The following is a 23,788-nucleotide window of genomic DNA, read 5'->3' on the forward strand; positions in this document are numbered from 1 at the left end:
AATCCTCAACAAAAACTCATTTCAGCGCGAAGCATTTTAAATGCAAGAACTGTATAAGCATACCTTTTGACAATGCCTAAAATCTTTGCTTAACATATCCGCTAAATTCCAGACTAGATCCACAGCCCACGGTCCGAGGGAAACATTCATATAGTTTGTACCCGTAAGCAAGCGCCATTTTGCCTGAACTCTCTTTCTGTTTTCTACCTAATTCTGCTAAAATAGGCCTGAAACGGATTCTAAAAGGTCAAGGAAGGGCAAGACCTCATGCAACCTTCAACCACCGAGCTGGGTCTTCTATTTGAACCTCGGAAAAGGAGGCTACCTGATTCTGTTTGTTTTATCCACTAATCTTTACTGAAGATGAATATTCCAAAATCAGTACTCAGTGCCATTCTGCTGGGAATTACCGTGCAGACCACCAGCTGCGTTGACGAGGAAAACCTGCCGGCCCCCAACACCGAGCAGGAAGCCAACAATGCTGCCAACCTGCCCTCTGTTCCTGATAACTGCCCCGCCTGCGGAATGGGGTGATGGTCTACACTTTTAACCAGAAGTAGAACCGATGCCGAACCTCCTGCCCTCTTTGGCCTGCAACCTGGACCTGGACTTGCTGGCGGCCGCTTTGCCCTTGCTGGAGGAAGCCCGGGTAGATGGCCTGGAGTGGTCTTTTGACGCGCTTTTCCAGACCAGGCAGGTACCGGCCTGGTTTCTGGATTTGCTCACGGCTTTTGGTCAGGAAAAGCGGTTGGTGGCACACGGGGTATTCTTCTCGCTGTTTTCGGGGAAATGGTCTGAGGGGCAGCGTCAATGGCTCAAAACCCTGTCCGAAGCCTCTCAGCGCTATCGGTTTGACCATGTAACTGAGCACTTCGGGTTCATGACGGGGCAGAACTTCCACCACGGGGCTCCGTTGGCCATTCCTTACACCGCCACCACCCTGGCCATTGGGCAAGACCGACTGGCACGTATCCAGGAAGCGGCTCAATGCCCGGTAGGCCTGGAGAACCTGGCCTTCTCCTATTCTGTGGAAGACGTGAAAAGACATGGCGAATTCCTGGAGAAGCTGATTGAGCCGGTGAACGGTTTCATCATTCTGGATCTGCATAACCTGTACTGCCAGCTCCACAATTTCTCGGTTTCGTTTGAGGAACTCATTCCGTTCTACCCGCTCGAACGGGTACGGGAGATCCATATCTCCGGCGGAAGCTGGGAAGACTCTCTCACCACGCCTGCCAAAAAAATCAGAAGAGACACGCATGACAACGGGGTACCGGAAGAGGTATTTAACCTGCTCACTCAAACGCTGCCCCTCTGCCCTAACCTGAAGTACGTGGTGCTGGAGCAACTGGGCAACAGCCTCAAAACAGAGCAAAGCAAAACCCAGTTTTACCAGGATTACCTGCGCATGGAAGCGATAGTGCGGGATTTCAACGCTACGCACCTGAACCCGATACCGGAACCAGAGCGTTTTTTACCACCCCAGGCTACTTTTTCTGCGGAGTTGGTAGAAGATGAAGCCCTGTATGCACAGCAGGTAGAGCTTTCTTCCATTCTGGAAACTGCCGGCTCCTATGAAGAAGCCCAACAGAAACTCCGTACTTCCACATTGGCCCATTCTGCCTGGCAGGTAGAACAGTGGGAACCTGCAATGCTGGAAACCGCCATCAGCCTGGCGCAGAAGTGGAAGAAGAAATAGCCATGGTCCTTCAATATAGTTTCAGGGCATTTTTTTAAAATCAAGCCCAAAACGAAAAGCCGCTGCAACAAACGTTACAGCGGCTTTTCGTTTAATCTTGGTCATATTTTCCGGTCACCCAATCACAGATTAGGTGACCCGAAATCAATTCGTAGTTCAGGACTTTACTTAATCCAGGTATTGCGCACCTCAAAGTGGTTGCAGCCAAACTGGGCGCCGGTTACCATCTCAAATGGTTTAGGCTGGCTGGCGGGCATTCCGGGCTCATGTACCACGGGTAGCACAAACTCGGGGTTCATGGCTGGTTTGCCGGAGAGTTCATCGCAAACCCCAAACTGGTCGCTTTGTACCTCTACAATTTTCTGGTCCTGGATCCAGTGGTTACAGTGATTGCAAGTAGCTTCCATATCATTAGTTGGTTAAGTTCAACATGAAGTTTGTATATGAATTATACCGCCCCTTGCAGCAGTTATGTTACACAAAAACAGCCTTTCTCTGTAATTTAGAATTGTACTAAACTAGGAGACACCCTGGGCAGACCGCCAACTTAACCGGCCTCGTGGCTCTTGCTTCTGGTATTCGTCCACCCGGTACATCCTTCATAAAAGGGTAACATTGGCTTTACCTTCATGTAATAACTGGCAAGCATATTTACTACATGCAACTACTGTTATCCATTTACCTTTTCGTTCTTCTGCTTACGGTGGCGGCCACGGTCCTGCTGCTGTTGTGGGAGGAAAAAGAAAGCACCGCCGGCAGAATCTCCCTGAAAGACAAATTACTGCTTGGCTGCGCCACGGTGATTGGTTTTATCACCCTGCATCTGAATTGCCTGCTGCTTTCCTGGCACCAAAAGAACCTGGGCAACCTGGTGACGGTCTTTACTATTATTGTGCTGGCAGCGGTTTGCCTTGCCTCGGCCTATTACCTGGTCACCATTCTGCGGTCTTCCAAAACCAAACGCCTGTGGAAGGTCTATGTAAACGGGGTTCTGGTAGGCAGGTATTTTCTGAAATAATGGATTCAGGTAAACCGCACCCGGTTCCTGACGCAGCAAGAAAAACAGCTCGGCCCGCATTTACCGTGCGAATTGCAGATTGAGGTAAACCACCTACCTTAAAAGACGTAGGTAAGGCTGACTTTAAAAATAAAACTATGAAATCTAACGAAACCACCCAAAGACTTTCTAACCTGTTGAAAGATCCTTCTCAGATCATGGCCTTAGTATCTAACCCGGGCAAAGCAGGCATGGACATCTACCGGTCTCTTTCTAACAGAGATAAACAATACGTAGCTTATGCCGCCGGTGCCGGGCTCCTGATTTACGGATACATCCTGGGCAGACAAAACAAAAGAACTGTCTAGCTAACAGTAGCCACTATAAAAGCCGTTTTAAGCCTGAATTCCTGAAATTAGGCTTAAAACGGCTTTCTTGTTTTCAGGCCTGGCCAGACAAAACCCTGCCCCAGGCCTCAGCTCACAAAGCACCTGTAATCCGGCACCGTTAACTTCCAATAAAGCAGGCACGTACCTATCCTTAAAAATCAGTTCACCATGGTAGAGATCCTGAACACCGAGAAACCAGATTTATTTGCCGCCCGCCTGAGCGGGAAAGTGGGCAAAGAGGAATATGACCTGATTGTGCCCGCCCTGGAGGCCCAGATTGCCCAGCAAGGCAAGATTGACCTCTACTGGGAAATGACCGACTTTGAAGGCTGGTCAGCCGGGGCCGTGTGGGAAGACATCAAGTTTGATGTAAAGCACGTGAACAGCTTCAGGAAAGTGGCCATTGTGGGCGATGAAACCTGGGAGAACACAATCACCAAATTCATCAAACCGTTCACCACCGCCGAGGTTCAGTTCTTTCCTGCCACCCAACGGGCAGAGGCCATGGCATGGGTAAACCTGCCTTAAACCAGTTTCTTCAGCAATCCCGGGCGTTGCTTTCCAGATGAAAGCAGAAAAGCGTTACTTTACCGCAGCGCCCGCCAGGCAATTCCGTTTCAGGATCCGCGTTTTCTGTTTAGCGGCTACTTTAAGAAAACGGGCCTGAAAACATTCATCAGACGAGAGACAAGTCATGCAATTCTTTGTTGAGAAGGACTCAGTGGTACGGGAAATCTGGGGTAAAGGCGATACCATCCTCTTTATCTTCGCAGGCTCGGCGGCCGAGTTCGCCTTGAACAAAGCGGTGGATTGGCTTTACTTCACCGGCAGGTTGCCCGCCGATCCCCTGGGCCGACTTTTCTCCACGGTGGCCTACGCCCGCCAGATTGTGTTCTCTCCCTTGGAGGCGGCCAATAAAACCATTGACAAGATGGCCCACATCCATGCCGGGGTTGAATCCAAGAGAGGCGCCAAAATCCCCGACTGGGCCTACCGCGACGTCCTGTTCATGCTCATTGATTATTCCATCCGGTCTTACGAGGTGCTGGAGCGCGAACTTACCCTTTCTGAGAAGGCCGAAGTCTTTGATGTGTTTTACCGCGTGGGCTACCGCATGGGCTTGCAGGGCCTGCCGCAAACCTATGAGCAATGGCTGATTTCCCGCGAGGAGCACCTGCAGCAGGACCTGGCTTGGAGCCATTACACCCAGGATCTGTTCAAGCAGTACCAGAAGCATCTGGGCAACATCAGGTACCGGCTGCTGCTGGAGGCTCAGATCATGGTAGTGCCAGACCGCGTGAAACAGTTGCTGGGCTTCCGGAAGATTTCCCTGATCTCGCCGCTTCTGCAGAGCTACAAGGTGTCGCGGTACCTCAAACTGGATTGGTTTCTGAAATCGGTGATTCTGCCCGATGCCTACAAAAAGCAGATCAAAGACCTGGACCAGGCGCCCGCCTGATGCATTCTAGTTGCCCAATACATCCTGTTAGTGCATAAGTAGCTGTTTTCACCCGGTTTTGCTGAAAACAGGTTAAAATCGGCTTGCCGGAAAGGTGGGTTCCTATAACTCCAATTGGTACTCCCCGTACACCTTCTGAGCAAACAGAGCAGTGGCTTTTCCTGTCAGAGCAAGCTGATCCTGATCTGTTTACCTATTCAAGATTTCACCTGTAAAACGCAACGGAAACAAGGAAGGGAACCTCACGGGTCTTCCCGAAACAAGCTATATCCTATGGACAACAAGAACATCACCATTGGCTACCACAACTCTCATGAGCAGTTTAAACCGAGCCACCTGTTAGCGCTGGTGCAGAAAGCCGAGCAGGCCGGTTTTACTAACGCCCTCTCCTCAGACCATTTCTACCCCTGGAGCGAAAACCAGGGCGAAAGCGGGTACGCGTGGAGCTGGCTTGGCGCAGCCATGCAGGCCACGTCACTGCCGTTTGGCGTGGTTTCAGCGCCGGGACAGCGGTACCATCCGGCCATTGCGGCGCAGAAAGTAGCCACGCTTTGCGAGATGTTTCCGCACCGGTTTTTCCTCTGCGCCGGCAGCGGGCAGTTCCTCAATGAGCGCATCACGGGACAGAAATGGCCCAACAAACAGGAGCGCAATGAGCGCCTGAAACTCTGCGTAGACATCATGCGGGCGCTCTGGCGCGGCGAAACGGTGTCGCATAAGGGCCTGGTTGAAGTGGAGAACGCCAAGCTCTACACCCGCCCCGACTACATGCCGCCGGTCATAGGTGCCGCCATCACCCCGGAAACCGCCGAATGGGTGGGCAGTTGGGCTGATGGCATGATCACCATCTCTAAACCGGCAGATGAACTGCAGAAGATGGTAGAGGCTTTTCACCGGGGTGGTGGCGAGGGCAAGCCCATGCACCTGAAAGTGCAGCTTTCTTACCATACCACCAAGGAGAAGGCTCGCCAGACGGCCCACGAGCAATGGAAAAACAACGTGTTCCCCTCGGCCCTGCTCTCAGACATCCCCACGGTGAAAGGCTTTGATGCTGCCGGCACCATGGTGAAACCAGATGAACTAGAGCCGCACGTGCGCATCTCAGACAGTGCCCAGGAACACATTGACCTGCTGGCCAAAGACCTGGAACTGGGCTTCACGCACCTGCACCTGCACAACGTGAACCTGGAGCAGGAACAATACATTGAGTTCTTCGGGGACCGGGTGCTGCCAGATCTGAAGAAGATTGCAGCCCGACTAGCGTAGGCTGCCTTACTTTTACTGAGGGAAGACGGTTCTCCTTCTGCTTTAGAAGGCGGCCCTACCAGCACATTGACCAGGGATTATCATTTGGTTAAGGTTTGCTTTGGGTGTAGAGTACCAGGTGGCTGGGGCTTAGCTTTGCAATGTTTGCTGTTAGGAATAGTATCAAAAGAGGCGGCCAGATGGCTGCCTCTTTTATTTGAAAGCACAGGTAAGACGCCCAGAACTGCCCAGGCTTTACAAATCCCTCTCCTAAAAAACAGAAAAGGGACTGCCTTCCTCAGACAGTCCCTCGGCTAAAAGGTTGGCAGCATTAACTTATGCCGTAGTAAGCTTTTTACCGGATGTGGTGGCGGTGTTTCTGGTGGCAATGGTACTTACATACCGCCAATCTGCGTGGGCATTGGAATTGGTGAAGGTTGCCAACACGTACCCCCGCTGTGAGGCATTGAGGTAATTCAAACGATCAATCAGCAAGGTAAAGGCTTGCTCCACGCCCGCAATGACCTGGAGGCTATTACCAAAAATAGCTTCCAAACCCGGCGAGGTTACTGATGCCGTCGCGAACTCCGTTCCTACTTCATTACCAGAGGCGTCTGCCAAAGTGGAACCCCAGGCATTGTGCGTGTCACCGGCCAATGAAACCAGCTTTTTGCCAGCGGCCGCCGCAAACACCATCTCCCGCTCTACCGGGTAACCGTCCCAGGCATCCAGGTTGTAGGGCAGCACCGTTTCAACCCTTGCCCTTTCGGCAGCCGTGACAGTGGTATCTCCCTGTAGAATCCTGGTTTTGATGGAAACCAGTTGGGTTACCAGCGTATTGAATTGAAGCAGTAGTTCGGGCGTGGGATTTCCCGAGGCTATCTGGGCGGTCATGAGCAGCAGCTCAGCCGGGATGAAGATCTTACTCATCAAGACCTGGCTGCCCAACACCTGCCACTTTGCGGTACTGGCTCCTAAGCGAGACATGAGCCAGTTGCGTTGTTCGGTACCCAGGATGGTTCTGCCCGGGTTTTGCCAATCTGCCAGGAAAGCGGCCGCATTTAACCCCGATGGCGTGATATAGGCACTGTACTCCAGTTGTTTGTCTCTTCCAATAATTCTGGTGTCCAGCATCATGAGGTTAACAAGGCCCGCTATCTCAAAATTGCGGTAGATTTTGGAGTTGTCAGTTACGCGGGCGGGTAGGTACTCATGCCACACCTGCAGGGCGTACATTTTACGGGTGTTATAATCTCCCTCATTGGGCTGGTGGTTTTCGGCTCCGTCTTTATAGGCATCGTTGGTGATTTCATGATCATCCCACACGCAGATGAAAGGCTTTAACTGATGAGCTTTCTGCAGTTGCTCATCGCTTCGGTATTGCCGGTAGCGTGCACGGTAATCTTCCAGCCTGGTGATTTCGCCGGCAGGCACATGCGCTCTCCCCAAGGTGGCGGTGGTGGTGTTGGTGCCGTAGCCACCTGCCCCATATTCATAGATATAGTCTCCCAGGTGCACCACCACATCTGCTTCAGACTCAGCCACGGCGCCATACACGTTGAACAGCCCTGACTGGAAGTTGGCGCAGGACACCACGACCAGTTTTACCTCGTTGGCTTCCCCGGCTTTAGGCAAGGTCCTGGTTTCCCCTACCACAGATACTGCCCCGGTTTTCTCGTTTCTGAACCGGTAGTAGTACCGGGTATATGAAGATAAGTTGCTTACATCTACGTTCACCGTGTAGTCGCTGGCGGTATCAACCTCCACGGTTTGGCTCACCACGGCAGAGGTGAATCCCGGGTCTTTTGCCACATCCAGCAGAATAACGGGTTTTCCGCTTTCATTGACGGCGGGCGTGTAGCGGGTCCACAGAATGACCCGGTCCTGGGTAGGATCAAAACTGGCCACTCCTTCATAAAAGCCGAAATTGCCCTCGGGGGTAGTTCCTGCGTCATCATCTGAGCAGCTGATCAGGGCAGAAGGCAGCAAGGTCACCCCGGCAGTCGCAATCACTGAGTTTCGGAGGAAGCTTCTGCGGCTAAGTAGGTTTAGGTTTTTCTTTTCCATCTTTGGGCTTGGTATATACCCAAGATAGCGGGAAGCTTCTAGTCTCTTTTGGTACTTCTGGTAATGCTTTTATTAACTTTCCTGAGCGGCCTTAACACTAAAGAAACGTTGGTTTATCGCTCTATTTTCAGGCTATCGGGCAACCAGTAGGCACCTTATTTCAAAAGGATTACCCTTGCTGTGGCACTGGATTTTCCTCCTGGTTCTGGAAGGGCCATGCAAATTCAGAACTGCACTGTTACCTTTGTTAGAGCAGCTTTTGTCATTACTTGCTGCTGTTCCTGTTACACGCAATATTTTTAGTACACCACAATTAACATTCATGCGATTTTACAGACACCTCACCTTGCTCTTGTGCCTCTCCGTATCCTTGCTAGCTTGTCAGCGGCAGAGCAAATCCAAAACCGAGAAACAGGCTTTTCAGGTAGATTTTGAGAAGTTCACTCTGGACAACGGACTTACCGTGGTTTTCCACGTGGACAAATCTGACCCGGTAGTAGCTGTGGCCCTCACTAGCCACGTGGGCTCGGCTCGCGAAAAAGAAGGCCGTACCGGGTTCGCCCACTTGTTTGAACACCTTTTGTTCCTGGAGTCTGAGAACCTGGGCAAAGGTGGCCTAGACAAGATGAGCGCCCGCATTGGCGGCTCCGGCGCCAACGGTTCCACCTCCCGCGACCGCACCAACTATTACCAGACCGTGCCCAACGATGCCCTGGAGAAAATGATCTGGGCCGAGGCCGACAAACTGGGCTTCTTCATTAACACCGTAACCGAGCAGGTGTTGTCCAAAGAAAAGCAGGTGGTGAAAAACGAAAAGCGCCAGAGCTATGACAATGCTCCGTACGGCCACACTTCCTACGTGATTGACCAGAACCTGTACCCCAAAGGCCACCCGTATAACTGGCAGGTGATTGGTTCTCTGGAAGATTTGCAGAACGCCACCCTGGAAGACGTGAAGGAGTTCTACCGCCGCTGGTACGTGCCCAACAACGTGATACTGACCATCTCCGGCGACTTTGATCCGGCCCAGGCAAAAGCGTGGGTGGAGAAATACTTTGGCGAGATCAAGAAAGGCGAGAAAATCCCGGCGCTGGAGAAAAAGCCCGTGACGCTGGCCCAAACCAAGAAACTGTACCACGAAGACAACTTCGCCCGCTTGCCTGAGCTGACCATGACCTGGCCGAGCGTGTACATGTACCACCCAGATTCTTACGCGCTGCGCACACTGGCCACCTTGCTGAGCGACGGCAAAAAGGCTCCGTTCAATAAAGTGATTGTAGACGAGAAGCAACTGGCAGGCCGCGTGAACATGTCGCAGTACGGGTCTGAGCTGGCGGGTCAGTTTACCATGAGCATCCGGGGCTACGAGAAAGTGGACCTGAACAACCTGCACGCTGCCGTGGAAGAAGCGTTCCAGCGCTTTGAGAAAGAAGGCTTCTCTGATGCCGACCTGAACCGCATCAAGACCGCCCAGGAAGTGGGTTTCTACAACGGATTGTCCAGCGCACAAGGCAAAGGTTTCCAGTTGGCCCAGTACGCCATTTTTGCCGGAGATCCGGGCTTCATCAGCAAAGACATCCAGAACATGCTGGCCGTGACCCGCGAGGATGTGATGCGTGTATACCAGAAATATATTAAAGGCAAAAACTACGTAGCCACCAGCTTTGTCCCTAAAGGGCAGACCAACCTGATTCTGGCCGGATCGCAGAAGGCCAGCGTGGTGGAAGAGAAAATTGTGGAAGGTGCCGAGGAGAAATTCGATGCCTCTACCCAGGCTTCTTACACCCGCACGCCTTCCAGCTTTGACCGCACCAAAGAGCCACCATACGGCAAAACCCCTGAGACCCGCGTGCCCAACGTGTGGGAAAGCAAACTGGGCAACAACCTGAAACTGGTAGGCATCACCGACCGTGAAGTGCCGCTGGTGCAATTTAACCTGCGCATTGCCGGGGGCTTGCTGCTGGAGGACACAGCCAAAGTGGGCGTTTCTAACCTTTTGTCTGAGTTATTGCTAAAAGGCACCAAAAACAAAACCACCGAGGAACTGGAGGAAGCCATAGAGGCTTTGGGCGCTTCCATCGGCATCAACGCCAGTGAAGAGAGCTTCAACATCAGCGGCCGCACGCTGGCCAGAAATTACCAGCCTACCATGGCGCTGGTGCAGGAGATTCTGTTGGAGCCCCGCTGGGATGCAAAGGAATTCAGCCTGATCAAACAACAGGTAGAAAGCCAGATAAAGCAGCAGAAAGCCAACCCTAACTCCATCGCCGATAACAACTTCAGAAAGCTGCTGTACGGCAAAAACCACATTCTGTCCCGCAACATCCTGGGCTCAGAGGGCTCGGTGAAAGCGATTACGCTGGAAGACCTGAAGAACTACTACACCGCCAACCTGTCTCCGTCTTTGGCCTCCTTCCAGATTGTGGGTGCCGTAGACCAGCAGGAAGTAATCAACTCACTGGCCGGCCTTAACCAGAACTGGAAAGCCAAAGAGGTGCGCTTGCCGCAGTATCCTACACCGGCAGCCCCAACCAACTCTACGGTGTACTTCTATGATGTGCCGGGCGCCAAGCAGTCGGTGTTGCGGTTTGGGTACCTGGCCTTGCCGGCCACGCACCCAGACTTCTACCCGGCCCAGGTGATGAACTATATTCTAGGCGGCGGAGGCTTCGCGTCGCAGCTCACGCAGCAACTGCGCGAAGGCAAAGGCTATACCTACGGCATTGGCTCAAACTTCTCAGGCTCGGTTCTTCCGGGTCCGTTCGTGATCCAGAGCGGGGTGCGGTCTAACGTGACCTTTGAATCTGCCGATCTCATCAAACAGATTCTGCAGAACTACGGCCCTAACTACTCAGCCCAGGACCTGGAGGTGACCAAAGGCTTCCTGATCAAGAGCAACGCCCGGGCTTTTGAGACCATGGGAGCCAAGCTGGGCATGCTCAACAACATCAGCACCTATGGTTGGCCATATGACTACGCCAAGCGCCGCGAAGCCCTGGTACAAGGCATGACCGTAGCCAAGATAAAGGAACTGGCCCAGCAGTACGTGAACGCTAACAAGATGTACTACCTGGTGGTAGGCGATGCCGCCACCCAGCTGAAAAAACTGGAGCAACTAGGCTTCGGGAAACCGGTTCTGCTGAACTAGCTTTCTTTTACAACGTTTTACCTTACCGCAATCCCCTTCAGTGTTTCTGGAGGGGATTGCGGTTTTAGGGCAGATTTAATAAAAACTGCTCTAAAATGAAAAGATACAAGTGAGCCTGTTTGACTGGTAAAATAATCCTCAAGAACATATGGTTTACTATATTTAATTCCGTACCTTAGGTTTAAGTCAAAAGCATCCCTTCTAGTCAGAGAAGCTTGGGCCTATCTTCAAGGTCTTGCATGACCCACGCTGCTCCTTTCCCTTTTTCTCCTATTTGAGACAGGACTTTAGCTTCCGCTTTGATCCAGCTTTCCATTAACAAGGAATCTTATGTTACTTCATCAGGACAGCATTCTCAAGCTAGAATATGATCCGGCGACAGACATCCTGGAGATGACGTGGCCAGACATTGATCCCGACCTGCTCCCTGAAGTGCGGCAAGCCATGCAAACCATGGTGGAAACTATCCGGAATTATGATGTCAAAAAAGTGCTGATAGATGGCAGCAAAGCCAGCATCACCATCTCAAAAGAGGAGAGTACGTCTTTATCGCTGAAGCTGGCGCAGGACCTGAACTCCACCCGATTGCAGAAAATAGCCAGGTTAGAGTCTACAGACCTGCGAAGGGAAAGCGAAGCAGAGGAAACCCGTCTCCGGATTCAGACCAGCCTTGACCTGCATTATGAGATGCAGAACTTTGCTGATCGTTCGTCTGCCCTGGCCTGGCTCAAATAACCTTGCACAACCTCAGGTTTTACCTGCCAGAAAGCAATCCTTAGTGGCACCCAACAAGAAAGCCCCTGCCCGTTAAGGCAGAGGCTTTCTTGTTGGGTGGTGTTATGGTTAAATGGAGTCTGTCACCACCAGGAGCGCGTAAATGATACCTGGCAAGATGAAGAGCAAGGTCAACAGTACGCTTATCCAGAACCTGCTTCCTAAGCCCTCATGCAGGAAAACGGCTAACGGAGGCAGTAAAATAGCCAGAATGATTTTCAGCACCGTGCCTACCTCGTTGGTACCTCTAATGGCATTCTTAACCTCTTTCTTAAACTCCTTTTTCTCGGCCTTGGTCATGCTTTCCAGACGGCTTTTGGCAGACTCCAAAACCAAGTTCTCCTTCAACGTTAAAGAGGGCTTGGCAGCGGTGGGCGTGTTTACTTCTGCTATCCTTTTGGTTTCAAATAAAACCGGTTCAGCTTTCCCCGCATTGGCCTCCAACACCGGCTCTGCCTTTGCCTCAACCGGTGTTATATCCGCTGGCACGCTCACCGTTCCTTCAGTAACCGTTGTTTCTACCGGAGCCGCGGCAGGATCAACCTTCGCGACGGATTTTTGATATGATTCTGGCTTTACAGAAGAAAACCGATAATACTCTGTGGAGCTACAGGCCAGCAAGAACTGGCCAACCAGGAAAACAAGTACAAGCTGCAGTAAACTTTTAAACTTCATAGTATTGAGAATTATGTTAAAAGAAAAAGTTCTCTATTGGTATTTTCCTTCACCTACAGCTGTCTTCTCCCCCTTCACCTAGAAAATAAGGCTACCTTAGCCCACCCACCTTAATACTATACTTATCTATAATTAGTTATACATTTTTGATATTGGGCATAGATCAAAAAGATTTTATACCTAAAATGAAGTAGCCTGAGAGGTCGCTCCTACTCCTAAATAACTGCACTGCACAAGGCACTTCTAAATGAGAATGTGGTGTGAACTAGTACCCATACATGCCTTGGTAAAGAAGATGAAACAACATGCCATCAGCCATGCTAAAGAAGTTATATTTTAAGAACAAGGAATAGCTTCCTTCGCTTCAAACCTCTTCTGCAACATAGATATATTCATATTCCTTTCTTATAAACAAACCTGTATGGCCATTAATCAAATATCTCTTTAACCCAACTCTCTTCTTTGATGCACCTGAACCACAATTCACTTATTCCCTGCTAAACTATTGCTGACAAGAGATTTTATAGTATTCACGCTAATTTCCTTATTTTAAACACTCATGGCAACAGCACATTTTAGGGCAATCTGTTACCTTTGCAAACGACAAACAACAACTTATAAATTTTATATAAGCCCCCTACTGACATGATTGACCCTGGCCTCCCCGAGAATGAAGCAGAACGGTTGAAAGCACTGGAGCAATACCAGATCTTAGATTCGTTACCGGAGAAAGATTTCGATGATCTTACCAAGATGGCGTCCGCCATTTGCCAGACCCCTATTTCCCTGATCACGTTCATTGACGCCAACCGGCAATGGTTTAAGTCAACCCTGGGGATTGAAGGAACCGAAACCCCGCGGGAATTGGCTTTTTGCGCCCATGCCATCAAAGAACCAACCCAACCTTTGATTGTACCAGATGCCTCTAAGGACGAGCGGTTCCACGACAACCCCTTTGTAACCGGCGAACCTAATGTGACCTTCTACGCGGGGGTTCCGCTGTGCTCGCCTGAGGGGTACGCCATGGGTACCCTCTGCGTCATTGACTCCAAGCCTCACGCGCTTTCCGCTACCCAACTGGAGGCGTTGAAGGCATTGGCAAACCAGGTAGTAAGCCAATTAGAGCTCCGGAAGAAAAACAGGGAATTAGAAAAGCTAAATCAGGAAGTAACGCAACTGAACCACAGCCTGTCTGAGTTCTCGTACCGGGTTTCACATGACTTGAAAGCCCCTTTACGCGGAATCAGCAGTTTATCTGCGTGGCTCAGCGAAGAGTACGCCACCAGATTAGACTCCCAGGGCACCCATTACCTGCAACTCATAAATAAACGCGCAGACCAATTACAGCATCTTATTGAAGGAATTCTACTCTTTGCTAAAAACACCTCTCTGAAGGAAGACCAAACCCAGGAAATTGACCTGAAAGAACTACTGGAACAGGTGTTAGACCATTGCGAAGTACCCGGCCATTTTAAGGTATGGTACCCTCAGGAAACCGCCGTTGTAAATTCTTCCCGCATCGGGCTTTACCAGATTCTGCAGAACCTGGTGACCAACTCGGTGAAATACAATGACAAACCTACGGGAGAGCTGGAGATTGAATACCAGATCCACCCAAAGGGTTTCATGTTACGGGTAACCGATAATGGCCCGGGCATTCCGGCAACGCAGCGGGAAAAGGCTTTCCGTTTGTTTGAAACCTTGGGTAGCAAGAAAGAATGCCAGGACGGCAGCATGGGCATTGGCTTGGCAACGGTTCAATCCATTACCAAAAAGCTGGGCGGCTCTGTCTGCATCACCGACCGCAACGACGGCAAAGCCGGTGCCTGCTTTCTACTGAACTTCGGGAAGGTGGAATCAGAGCAAACCACCTAAGTCAAAGGATTAATTCTGAATCATTCAGGAAGCCGGTTTTCTAACTTAAGCAGAAACAAAGAGAGGCGTTTTAGGGCTGAATTGCAGAAATCAGCCTTAAAACGCCTCTCTTTGTTTTTTTACTTATTTAGGTGAAGTAGCCGCTCCCGGCAAGAAGATGGAAACCTGGGTACCTTTGTTTACCTGACTGGTCATTTCAATGGTTCCGCCCATGCTTTCTACGTGGGTTTTGACCAGGAACAAGCCTACTCCCCGCCCCTTCTTATTCATGTGGAAGCGTTTATAGAGCTTGAAGACGTTTCCTCCGGCCTTGCTCATGTCAAACCCCGAGCCGTTGTCTGAGAACACCAGATGGGCTACTCCCTTGCTGCAGAATTCACAACTGATGTTCACCTCCAGGGGTCTGCTCTCAGCCCGGTACTTAATGGCGTTAGACAGCAGGTTATAGAAAATACTGTAGATGTAGGCCCTGTTGGCATGCAGTTTTATACTGGCATCCAGGTTCAGATTTACCTTCCCGTTATGGTTGGCCAGCGATTCCTGGAAGAACTGCAGTACCTGTTCGCACACTTCGCTTAGCACCACGGTTTCACGGTCCATCACGTCCTGCTTGTCTCTCACCGAGAGAATCAGGTTCAGGTCACGCAGCACTGTGTCTAGTTTGAAGATACTGGTTTTCAGGTAGCTCAGAGAGGTGTCATACTCCTTGGAGTTCTTGTCCAGTTTAGTAAGCAACTCTGACAAGCCCATGGCATTGGCCACCGGGGCCCTCAGGTTGTGGGAGACTATGTAGGTAAACTGTTGCAAGTCGCGGTTCTGCCGATACAGGTCATTGGTCATCTGCAACTGCTTATCTTCGGCATCCTTCCGCTGGGAAATGTCTTTCAGAATAGCAACGTGCTGCACAATGGCGCCCTGCTCATCAAAAACCGGAGCCACATCCGCAGATACCCATACCCTGTCCTGCCCCTTTACGTAGGCCTGGAAAATCACGTTGAATGGCACACCTTTGCGCAAATCCTGCTCAACCTGCAGGATTCTTCCGGGGTCAGACTCCGGCCCGGTAAGGATGCTGCTAGGTTTCAGCCCAATTACTTCTTCCTTGGTGTAACCCGTGATTTGGCTGAAAGCCTCATTCACCCATTCCACTCTTCCCTGGGCATCGGTGATGATTACCCCGTTGGTGATTTTGCTTGCCACCAGAGAAAGTTTTTCCAGTTCTCGCTGGGCTTCCACTTTGGCCGTGGAATCAGAAAAATAAACCGAAAGCCCTTCTTCAGACGGGTAAGCCTTTATATCAAACCATTTGTTAAACCTATCCAGGTAAATGCCAAAGTTTACGGGTTGCCCCGTCTGCATGGCTTGCGTGAAGTGCTCATAAAAGGGCCCGGTGGCCAGCTCGGGAAACAACTCCCAAATAGTCCCACCCAGGCACTCTTCTCTGCTCAGCTGAAGAATACGCTCAAATTCTGTGTTGATTAACCTGAACCGCCACTCTTTATCAAGCATGTAGAAAGCATCTTTGATGCTCTCAAAAATGGTACTTAAGGTTTCTGCCTGCTTTTGGATGATGGCATTGGCCCTGGTTACCTCACTTATGTTTTTACCTACTGAGTGTACCCCTACTACTTTTTCATTCACCCGAACAGGAATCTTGGTGATGCTGAGGTGCACACTTGGGTTATCTTCTACAGGAATCTCCAGGTTTAAGTTGACGATGTTCCCCTGATACGCTTTATCAAGGGCATCTAAACATTGCTCGCCTAAGCCTTCAGGCAGAAACTCGAGCAGGTTTCTTGAGATTACTTCTTCTTTAGGCAAATTGACCAGAGACAGGAAACCCGGGTTGGCATCCAGTATGGTTCCATCCTGTTTTTCATAAAGTACCAGGTCGGGGTTGTTATCGAACAAGGACCTGAACCGCCGTTCGCTTTCTTCAACCTGTAAGGTGGCAAGTTTACGGTCTGTGATATCCCGGGAACTTATCACAAATGCCCTGATGGCCGGGTTTCTGAGCTGGTTGCTTACAATGGCATCAATCCATCTCCACTCTCCCTTCTTATTCCTGAACCTGACATCTGGCACCTGCACTACGTCACTGTGCTGCAGAACATTCCAGAACTCTTCGGCCATTTTGGAATCGTCAGGATGAATGAATTCAAATACATTGCGGCCTTTCAGTTCTTCTACAGTATAGCCCAGCGCTTTCTGCACAGTTTCCCCTAAATAGATGTATTCCCCTGCTTCGTTGAGCAGCCCCATCATATCAGAGCCGTGCTGCACCAGCACTTTATGCCATTCATCCTTCTCTTGCAGCTTTTGATTGGCTGCCAGGTGGTCAGAGGCATCTCTGCCAATGCCATACATGATGTTTTCATCTGCAGACCAGACCGCAGACCAGGAAATAGCTATCTCCTGCCCACTCAGGTGAGTGTAGTGGTTTATGAAGTTCTTACATGGAAAACCGCCAAATACCTCCCGAAACGCCTCTTTGGTTTGGGCTCTGTCTTTGGGTGAAACTAAGTCAATGAAGTCCTGCCCCAAAAGCTGTTCGCTTCTGTACCCTAGTATTTGCTCGCAGACATCATTGATATAAATAATCTTACCTGTTACATCCAACGCACAAAGCAGATCCGGTGCTTTTTCCATCACCTTCTCTACAATCCGTTTATCCCAATCTAACTCAACCTCCTTAGATTCCACGTATTATCTCAACAATTTTATACTGCAAGTTACTACTTTAAAAAAATTAATAAATAGTATTATTACCACAAGGCAAAAACTCATTCAAATTATTCAAGTATTTAATTCTTTTTAGGTAAAAAGTGACAACAATCATCTTTTAATCACCTGAAATAGAGACTAAGAAAACAACTTCACTCTCCATAATAGGACATCTATTAAAATCTTCTGCAGGACATCATCAAGACCAAATCATACTAAACTATAACTATTCTCACCCAGATGACAAGTACTCAACATCACCAAACGATATACATCTTTAAATAATTTAAAAACGCATTGAAACTTATTAAATATTGGGTGGATTTATAATTTATCAAAGAGAAGGAGCTACTATAACCTACACTCTGGCATTCCATAGCTCAAGGGTTAAAAGAACATCAACTTGTTTTCAGGGCGAAAACAGAAAAACAGGCTTAAAACAGATGAGATGAAAAGAGCGCAGCAAGATGACTATGAAGAAAGAAGGCATAAAAAACCCGCTCCTGTAGGATTTACATCTGAGCGGGCTGGTGAAACGAGTTTGTGAAAGTGGCTACAGTTCGGCTACCACCTTTTTGAAGTCAAATTCATTCAGGGGCTTGATCAGGCTGGTAGTGATGCCCAGAGACCGCATCTGGTTCATGTCTGAAGAATTGGAAGACGTAGACAACACCACAATCTTGGTAGAGGCTTCTTTAGACAACGGGAGCTTTTTATATTCTTCCAGAAAAGAGAAACCGTCCAGAACGGGCATGTTGATATCCAGCAGGATCAGTTCAGGGTAATCCTCGGCGGAGGTAAGTTTCTGAAGATACGCCAAACCTTCCAAGCCGTTGAGGGCAACGGAGATGTGTTCTGCTATCCCGGTTTCTTCGATAACAGTCTGATTGAGAAAGTTTGTGATCTCATCATCCTCTATCAGTAGAATCGATTTAATTTTCTTCACAGGTAATCCAATTTCAGGGTGGGGGTATTCGGTTTGTGATGGTAAAATAAATGCAAACCAATGAATAAATACGTATTTCTTATCTAAGAAATTGTTTGAGAGGTAAAAATATTAAGATTTTTCCACTATAACATTCTCATTATCAATAAAAAGCAAATACAACCACCTACCCGCATCATTTTCCTCAGAACCTACTACTTGCTGGTTTACTCCGTTTCCGGGCATATCTGCTCAACACCAGGTACCCTGCCATCCCACTCAGGAGCGAGGCCATTAAAATGGCAAATTTGGCGTTAGTCTGGTAGGCTTCCTCCTGAAAAGAAAGCAAGGCGATGAAGATAGACATGGTAAAGCCAATCCCGGCCAACATCCCTACCCCAGCCATCTGACCCCATGACACGTGCGCAGGCAAACTGCTCAGCCGAAACCGTACCGACACCCAGGAAAAAAGCAGAATACCAAGGGGCTTGCCCAGGAAAAGCCCCAAAAGAATACCCAAACCCAACGGACTCACCAGCCCTTCCACCATTCCTGCCTCAAACCTGATGTTGGTGTTCACAAAAGCGAAGATGGGCATGATCACAAAGTTAACCGGGTTCACCAGGGCATGCTCCAGTTTCTCCAGCGGCGACTCCTTTGAAGTTTGATTTGTGGGGATGGTGAACGCAGTCAGTACCCCGGCCAGGGTGGCATGCACGCCCGAATGGTGAATGCAGTACCACATCACCAAACCGGGAACGAGGTAAAACAGCAACGAAGTGACCCCAAACCGATTCAGGGCAATCAGAAGCACCATGATTCCGCCGGCGTAGAGCAGATAATCCAGATGCAGCTCGGTGGAGTAGAAAACAGCAATCACCAGAATGGCCATCAGGTCATCCACAATGGCCAAAGCAGTCAGGAAAATCTTCAGGCCCAGGGGTAAGCGGTTGCCTAAAATGGAAAGTATGCCAATGGCAAAGGCGATGTCAGTGGCCATGGGAATACCCCAACCGCTGGCGGTAGGCTCTCCGGCATTGATGCCATAGAAGATAAGAGCCGGCGCTAGGACTCCCCCCAGCGCCCCGAAAATGGGGAGTGCCGCTTGCTTCAGGGAAGACAGTTCGCCTTCCAGCAACTCCCGCTTAATTTCCAAGCCCACCAGCAAAAAGAACACAGCCATCAATCCATCATTTACCCACAGCAAAATAGGGTATCTCAGCCCGATGCTCGCAGAGGCGTATCCGACCTCTTTTGCTAAAAACAGCTCTAAATCATCGCCCAGCGGAGAATTTGCCACCAGCAGTGACAGCGCCACAAAAAACATGAGCAGAAAACCTCCCGCTGAGGCTGACTTGAAAAAGGACCTGAACACCCTTAGGTTGATAAGGCGATGGATCATGGGCAATTGGTTATGGTGGTAAATGGCTGGTCTAAAGCGACCGTTTAGGGGCTGTTTTCTGGAAAACAGCCCCTAAACAGGTATATAACTGCGTTAAGCTATTTCTTGGGCTGCATCAGTAATCTCAGCAATACTCCGTTGGTCCATCCGAAGCCATCCTGATTGGGGTACTCCCCGCCGCCTCCTTCCGCCCCGGGCCTCTCCACGTTGTATTTCTCGGTTAACTTGCCCGAGAGCCGGAAAACCTCCACGTTCTGCTTGGTCCAGTTGGCGGCAACGGCATCGGCTAGTTTGTTTTGCTTGTAGGCGCGCAGCCCCTGGATGCTCATCCACTGCAAGGGAGCCCATCCGTTGGGTGCGTCCCACTGCTGGCCAGAATGGGTAAGGGTAGTCACTAGACCGCCTTGTTTCAGGAAATCACGTTCCAGTTTCTGGGCCACAGCTTTGGCCTGGGCTTTGGTAGCCATGCTGAAAAACAGGGGCGCTACTGCTGCCAGGGTAGGAATGTTGGTGGTTTGCTGGCGCGTGAAGTCATAGTCATAGAAGAACTGATCTTTGGCGCTCCAGCAATACGCAAGCAGCGCTTTTTTTCGCTGCTCGGCTTTTTGCCTGAAGTTTTGTTCCTGTTCTTTGCTCCCCTCCAGTTGGGCCATGTCTGCCAGCGTAACCTCTACGTTGTACAGCAAGGCATTGAGGTCTACGGGAATCAACTGGGTGGTCCTGATAGTCTCCAGCGATTTCTGGTCTGAAAACCAGCGGCTGCTGAAGTCCCAGCCAGACTCGGCGGCGGCTCTGAGATCACGGTACACTTCCTGCGGATTTCGGCCGGAGGCATGGGCCACCTCTACGTCTTCTTTGTAGGCCTCGGGGCGGGGCCAGGGATCATCATCCCAGTACCGGTTCAGGTAACTGCCATCGGGCATGCGCACCACCCTGCGGTGGGCCGGGTGCGCGGCTGAGAGGGTCTCCTGCCCGCTCATCCAGAAGTCATACTCTTTCCGCAAAGCGGGCGCATATTGCTTGAGCACCTCCTGCCCTTTCTCCTTGGCCAGAATCCGCAACATAAGGGCGTAGAAAGGCGGTTGCGAGCGGCTCACGTAATAGCTGCGGTTCCCGTTAGGGATATGCCCTACCGTGTTGATGAGGTAAGTGAAGTTATCAATCATGTTCTGGATTAACTCCACTTGGTTGGCTTGCTGCAGCCCCAGCATGGTGAAGTAACTGTCCCAGTAGTAAATCTCCCGGAAGCGCCCGCCCGGTACCACATAGGCATTGGGCAAGGGAATAAGAGAACTCTTCTCAGGCACGGGTTGGCGCGTGAGAACAGGCCATAAACGGTTGATATGCCCTGCAACCCCCAACGTAGAATCTGACCTGAACTCATTGGCAGGTTCAGGAGGCAGGTGAAAGTGCCGCAGCACAAACGCCTTCAGGTTAAAGCTGGCCTTCCCTTTTTCCCGGGCATACGCCTGCATGATTTGCTCCGGCGATGATTTAGGAATACAATCTGGGAACGTCTTGGAATCTGGGAAAACAGGCGCCATCTGCACTTGCTTGAACAAATCGCCTAGCTGTTCATGCGGCCTGTACTGCGCTTGTGTGCTTCCAATGCAAGCCCAGAGGCAAAGCAGGAGAAGCAGAAAGCGGTAGGGAATAAGATCAGAAGCTGAGCGGGAATATGCGTTCTTCATCAGAAAGGAAATTGATTCAATTCCCTTTCTTTACGCAGAAGCAAATGCAAAAGGATACATAGGTCCATCCTGCAGCCGAAGACCTTTGCGTTCCGACTAAAGCTGTTTTCAGGCCATTTTAGCAAATCAAGCCTGAAAACGAATAGGAGATTTCAGCCTTATCTTGTGCTTCACTAGGCAGAATGGAGGAGCTTGTCAATGTCCTGAATCTTCCCGAACACCACCAGAATGTCGCCTTTTTCAAAGACAGTCTCGGCTTTCACTACACCTAACACCGCGGGTTTCTGCTGCACTTTGCCAAACAGGTTTCTGGTTTCCTTATGCCGCAAGATTGTCAAAACGTTTACCTGGTACTTGGCCCGGAAGTTAGCCTCGGCGATGGTCTGGCCAATGTAGCGGTCTGGCACGGTAGCTTCAATGATGTTGTAATCTTCGGTCAGGTCAAAGGAATCTATCACGCCCCGCATCTCCAGCTTTTTGGCCAACCGCTCGGCGCTTTCCTGTTCCGGGCGGATGATCTGGTCTACCCCAATAGCTTCCAGTACCGTCTGGTGGAGTGGCGAAATGGCCCGGCTCATCAACCGCTTCACGCCTAATTGCTTGAAAATAGCCGTAGCCATTACCGATGCCCCGAAGTCTTCGCCAATCCCCACTACCACCACATCGGTCTCCGCGGTGGGCAGCGTGGAAAGCGCCTGGAAATCACTGGCGTCCATGCAGACGGTATGGGTAACGTTATCTTTGTAGTTCTCTACTTTCTGCATGTCTTTGTCCACGGCAATGACCTCATGCCCCATTTCGGTTAACTTAATAGAGAGCGAAGACCCGAAGTAGCCCAACCCAATGACAATGTATCGCATATAAAATTAATTACGTGATGATAATGGTTTCTTTAGGATAGCGGTAACGCAGCGTAGACACTTTCCGGAACAGCCCTATAATGAGAGTAAGCGTGCCTACCCGCCCTAAAAACATGGTGATAATCAGAACCACCTTGCTGGGCACGCTCAGCAAACCCGTGATGCCCACCGATAAGCCCACAGTACTGAACCCCGAGAAACACTCAAAGGCCACAGCCGCCAGGTGCATCTTTGGATCAAAAATGGTAATCAGGAAAACGGCTAACCCAATCACTAGCAAGGAAAGCATGATAATTGCAAATGCCTTGTACACAGATTCCTCCTCTATTTCCCTCCGGAAGACTTCTACCCTGTTTTTGCCACGGGCTAGACTCAAGATATTCAGGAAAGCCACCGCAACAGTAGTGGTTTTGATACCTCCGCCCACGGAGGCCGGCGAGGCACCAATCCACATCAGCAATAAATACAGCAGCACGGTAGGTGCCGTGAGCGCCGCCATGTTCACGGTATTGAAGCCCGCGGTTCTGGGAGTCACCGAGCCAAAGAATGCGCCTACTACTTTTCCAACCTGCCCGTGCTCTGCCAGGGTGTTGTTGTACTCCAGCAGATAGTAAAGCACCATGCCCAAAGCCAGCAAGACCAAAGTGGTGATGAGCACCAAACGGGTGTTTACGTTCAGCAATCGGGGCGTGTGTTTGATTTTACGCGAGGTAATCATTCTATCAGCTAAAGCCAAGACCTTGTACCGTATGTACTTGTACAAGTTGAAAACTATGGGAAAGCCTAACCCGCCTACAATAATCAGGAAAGCAATGATCAATTGCAGCGGATAGTTAAACCTGACCATGGGGTCATACAGGCCTAATGTCAAGGTGGAGAACCCGGCATTACAGAACGCCGACACGGAATGGAATAAGGCAAAGCTGAACTTATCAGGCAGAATCTGGTCTGGTATTTCCTGGAGGGTTCCCCACACCAGCAACGCTCCCAATAACTCTATCCCCAGCGTAAAACTCACAATTTTAAAAAGCGAGCTGGTAATCTGACCCAGGTTTTCTTCATTGATCCAGTCTTTCATAAACAGGGAACTCCTCAGAGAGCCTCCCTGAAAGAATATCCCGAAGAAACTGGCGAAGGTCATAATGCCAAGCCCGCCTACCTGTATCAGGGTCAGGATGATTACTTTGCCGGTAGGCGTAAAAACAGTGGCGGTGTCTAAGGTAACCAAACCGGTAACGCAAACGGCGCTTGTGGCCGTGAACAGGGCATCAATAAAGCTGATCCCCTGAAACGTAGACTGAGGCAACAACAACAGCAAGGTACCCACCAACACCAGAAACACGAAACTCAGCACAAACAGGAGCGCGGGGTGCACCGTGCTTCTATAGAACAACAATGTCTTTTTAGAGACTTCTATAAAAAAGACGTATAAAATGATCAGGTAAACGGGCTGCTCACTGTCAAAGAACCTTAACAGGGTGCTGGCACTGGTGACGTTGTTCCTTAACAGAAATCTGGAAACCAGCTCCACCACCATAAAGGAGAGCAGTAGCCCCTCAAAGATGAGCGAGGGCCTTCTTACCTTTTCCTTCAGTAACACCAGTATCCGGAGGGTGACCGCTCCCAGTACCGTCAGGAAGAAGGCATGATAGAAGAAATGCAGAATCCTGGTTTCTACCTGCGGATGGTTGAACCCTATGTCATAGATAAAGGCAACCAGGCCCAGACTGCTCAGGTAAAGCAGAAAGGTGTCTATCAGAGCAGCTACCCGAGGGGTGTTTTTGAACGTTTCCCGCAGTGGAGAAATGTGGATTGATTTCCTTGGTTGATTCATTTTATGGCACCCAGCGCAAGCCTC

Annotated in this window: 19 protein-coding genes; 10 read left to right on the forward strand and 9 right to left on the reverse strand. The window is 50.1% G+C overall.

From position 1 onward, the window contains the following. Positions 1–363 precede the first annotated feature (363 nt). Positions 364–534, forward strand: a complete 171-nt coding sequence (locus JT719_RS17620) for a chryseobasin-related MNIO class RiPP peptide (RefSeq protein WP_207434927.1) — start codon at positions 364–366, stop codon at positions 532–534. 31 nt (positions 535–565) lie between these two features. Continuing rightward, the gene (locus JT719_RS17625; RefSeq protein ID WP_207434928.1) at positions 566–1,699 is read left to right on the forward strand and encodes a multinuclear nonheme iron-dependent oxidase; all 1,134 of its coding nucleotides are present in this window, start codon (positions 566–568) and stop codon (positions 1,697–1,699) included. 164 nt (positions 1,700–1,863) lie between these two features. Here JT719_RS17625 and JT719_RS17630 read toward each other — a convergent pair whose 3' ends face one another. Next, positions 1,864–2,106 (reverse strand): hypothetical protein, encoded by a 243-nt coding sequence (locus tag JT719_RS17630; protein WP_207434929.1) that lies wholly within the window; start codon positions 2,104–2,106, stop codon positions 1,864–1,866. A 251-nt stretch (positions 2,107–2,357) separates the two neighbouring features. Between JT719_RS17630 and JT719_RS17635 the strand changes: the two genes are divergently transcribed. From JT719_RS17635 to JT719_RS17655, 5 genes are all read left to right on the forward strand, one after another. Further along, entirely contained in the window at positions 2,358–2,717 is a 360-nt protein-coding gene (locus JT719_RS17635) for a hypothetical protein (protein ID WP_207434930.1), read from the forward strand. A 137-nt stretch (positions 2,718–2,854) separates the two neighbouring features. Continuing rightward, the gene (locus tag JT719_RS17640; RefSeq protein ID WP_207434931.1) at positions 2,855–3,064 is read left to right on the forward strand and encodes a hypothetical protein; all 210 of its coding nucleotides are present in this window, start codon (positions 2,855–2,857) and stop codon (positions 3,062–3,064) included. Positions 3,065–3,253: 189 nt separating this feature from the next. After that, positions 3,254–3,613, forward strand: a complete 360-nt coding sequence (locus JT719_RS17645; RefSeq protein WP_207434932.1) for a SpoIIAA family protein — start codon at positions 3,254–3,256, stop codon at positions 3,611–3,613. A 166-nt stretch (positions 3,614–3,779) separates the two neighbouring features. After that, positions 3,780–4,544: an oxygenase MpaB family protein gene (locus JT719_RS17650; RefSeq protein ID WP_207434933.1), complete on the forward strand. Its 765-nt coding sequence runs from the start codon at positions 3,780–3,782 to the stop codon at positions 4,542–4,544. Positions 4,545–4,817: 273 nt separating this feature from the next. Further along, positions 4,818–5,810, forward strand: coding sequence for a TIGR03885 family FMN-dependent LLM class oxidoreductase (locus JT719_RS17655; RefSeq protein ID WP_207434935.1), 993 nt, complete (start codon positions 4,818–4,820; stop codon positions 5,808–5,810). Between the two features lie 315 nt (positions 5,811–6,125). On the opposite strand, the gene JT719_RS17660 is transcribed toward JT719_RS17655, so the two are convergent. After that, entirely contained in the window at positions 6,126–7,856 is a 1,731-nt protein-coding gene (locus JT719_RS17660; protein WP_207434942.1) for an alkaline phosphatase D family protein, read from the reverse strand. 322 nt (positions 7,857–8,178) lie between these two features. On the opposite strand from JT719_RS17660, the gene JT719_RS17665 reads away from it, so the two are divergent. Together JT719_RS17665 and JT719_RS17670 are read left to right on the forward strand one after the other, a co-directional pair. Next, positions 8,179–11,004, forward strand: coding sequence for a M16 family metallopeptidase (locus JT719_RS17665; protein WP_207434944.1), 2,826 nt, complete (start codon positions 8,179–8,181; stop codon positions 11,002–11,004). A gap of 330 nt (positions 11,005–11,334) precedes the next feature. Further along, positions 11,335–11,739 (forward strand): hypothetical protein, encoded by a 405-nt coding sequence (locus JT719_RS17670; RefSeq protein ID WP_207434945.1) that lies wholly within the window; start codon positions 11,335–11,337, stop codon positions 11,737–11,739. Positions 11,740–11,847: 108 nt separating this feature from the next. On the opposite strand, the gene JT719_RS25310 is transcribed toward JT719_RS17670, so the two are convergent. Continuing rightward, on the reverse strand, positions 11,848–12,453 hold the full coding sequence (locus JT719_RS25310) for a YqaE/Pmp3 family membrane protein (RefSeq protein WP_242693324.1): 606 nt from the start codon (positions 12,451–12,453) through the stop codon (positions 11,848–11,850). Positions 12,454–13,098: 645 nt separating this feature from the next. On the opposite strand from JT719_RS25310, the gene JT719_RS17680 reads away from it, so the two are divergent. Continuing rightward, positions 13,099–14,328, forward strand: coding sequence for a sensor histidine kinase (locus tag JT719_RS17680; RefSeq protein ID WP_207434946.1), 1,230 nt, complete (start codon positions 13,099–13,101; stop codon positions 14,326–14,328). A gap of 123 nt (positions 14,329–14,451) precedes the next feature. Here the strand turns inward: JT719_RS17680 and JT719_RS17685 are convergent, their stop codons facing one another. From JT719_RS17685 to JT719_RS17710, 6 genes are all read right to left on the reverse strand, one after another. Then, positions 14,452–17,031 (reverse strand): PAS domain S-box protein, encoded by a 2,580-nt coding sequence (locus JT719_RS17685; RefSeq protein ID WP_207434947.1) that lies wholly within the window; start codon positions 17,029–17,031, stop codon positions 14,452–14,454. Positions 17,032–17,605: 574 nt separating this feature from the next. Continuing rightward, on the reverse strand, positions 17,606–17,998 hold the full coding sequence (locus JT719_RS17690) for a response regulator (protein ID WP_207434948.1): 393 nt from the start codon (positions 17,996–17,998) through the stop codon (positions 17,606–17,608). Between the two features lie 184 nt (positions 17,999–18,182). Beyond that, complete coding sequence (gene nhaA, locus JT719_RS17695; RefSeq protein ID WP_207434949.1) at positions 18,183–19,379, reverse strand: Na+/H+ antiporter NhaA; 1,197 nt, start codon at positions 19,377–19,379, stop codon at positions 18,183–18,185. A 98-nt stretch (positions 19,380–19,477) separates the two neighbouring features. Next, the gene (treF, locus tag JT719_RS17700) at positions 19,478–21,070 is read right to left on the reverse strand and encodes an alpha,alpha-trehalase TreF (protein ID WP_207434950.1); all 1,593 of its coding nucleotides are present in this window, start codon (positions 21,068–21,070) and stop codon (positions 19,478–19,480) included. A 173-nt stretch (positions 21,071–21,243) separates the two neighbouring features. Continuing rightward, on the reverse strand, positions 21,244–21,930 hold the full coding sequence (locus tag JT719_RS17705) for a potassium channel family protein (protein ID WP_207434951.1): 687 nt from the start codon (positions 21,928–21,930) through the stop codon (positions 21,244–21,246). 10 nt (positions 21,931–21,940) lie between these two features. Further along, a complete protein-coding gene (locus tag JT719_RS17710; RefSeq protein ID WP_207434952.1) occupies positions 21,941–23,764 on the reverse strand; it encodes a TrkH family potassium uptake protein in 1,824 nt (607 codons plus the stop codon). Between the last annotated feature and the right edge of the window lie 24 nt (positions 23,765–23,788).

This window comes from Sabulibacter ruber (assembly GCF_017355955.1).
Taxonomy (GTDB): Bacteria; Bacteroidota; Bacteroidia; order Cytophagales; family Hymenobacteraceae; genus Nibribacter; species Nibribacter ruber_A.

Coding starts and splice junctions, on each gene's coding strand:
- JT719_RS17635 (WP_207434930.1), top strand. CDS start 2,358: ATGCAACTACTGTTATCCATTTACCTTTTCGTTCTTCTGCTTACGGTG.
- JT719_RS17710 (WP_207434952.1), bottom strand. CDS start 23,764: ATGAATCAACCAAGGAAATCAATCCACATTTCTCCACTGCGGGAAACG.
- JT719_RS17650 (WP_207434933.1), top strand. CDS start 3,780: ATGCAATTCTTTGTTGAGAAGGACTCAGTGGTACGGGAAATCTGGGGT.
- JT719_RS17680 (WP_207434946.1), top strand. CDS start 13,099: ATGATTGACCCTGGCCTCCCCGAGAATGAAGCAGAACGGTTGAAAGCA.
- JT719_RS17665 (WP_207434944.1), top strand. CDS start 8,179: ATGCGATTTTACAGACACCTCACCTTGCTCTTGTGCCTCTCCGTATCC.
- JT719_RS17660 (WP_207434942.1), bottom strand. CDS start 7,856: ATGGAAAAGAAAAACCTAAACCTACTTAGCCGCAGAAGCTTCCTCCGA.
- JT719_RS17640 (WP_207434931.1), top strand. CDS start 2,855: ATGAAATCTAACGAAACCACCCAAAGACTTTCTAACCTGTTGAAAGAT.
- JT719_RS25310 (WP_242693324.1), bottom strand. CDS start 12,453: ATGAAGTTTAAAAGTTTACTGCAGCTTGTACTTGTTTTCCTGGTTGGC.
- nhaA (WP_207434949.1), bottom strand. CDS start 19,379: ATGATCCATCGCCTTATCAACCTAAGGGTGTTCAGGTCCTTTTTCAAG.
- JT719_RS17620 (WP_207434927.1), top strand. CDS start 364: ATGAATATTCCAAAATCAGTACTCAGTGCCATTCTGCTGGGAATTACC.
- JT719_RS17705 (WP_207434951.1), bottom strand. CDS start 21,930: ATGCGATACATTGTCATTGGGTTGGGCTACTTCGGGTCTTCGCTCTCT.
- treF (WP_207434950.1), bottom strand. CDS start 21,070: ATGAAGAACGCATATTCCCGCTCAGCTTCTGATCTTATTCCCTACCGC.
- JT719_RS17645 (WP_207434932.1), top strand. CDS start 3,254: ATGGTAGAGATCCTGAACACCGAGAAACCAGATTTATTTGCCGCCCGC.
- JT719_RS17655 (WP_207434935.1), top strand. CDS start 4,818: ATGGACAACAAGAACATCACCATTGGCTACCACAACTCTCATGAGCAG.
- JT719_RS17625 (WP_207434928.1), top strand. CDS start 566: ATGCCGAACCTCCTGCCCTCTTTGGCCTGCAACCTGGACCTGGACTTG.
- JT719_RS17630 (WP_207434929.1), bottom strand. CDS start 2,106: ATGGAAGCTACTTGCAATCACTGTAACCACTGGATCCAGGACCAGAAA.
- JT719_RS17670 (WP_207434945.1), top strand. CDS start 11,335: ATGTTACTTCATCAGGACAGCATTCTCAAGCTAGAATATGATCCGGCG.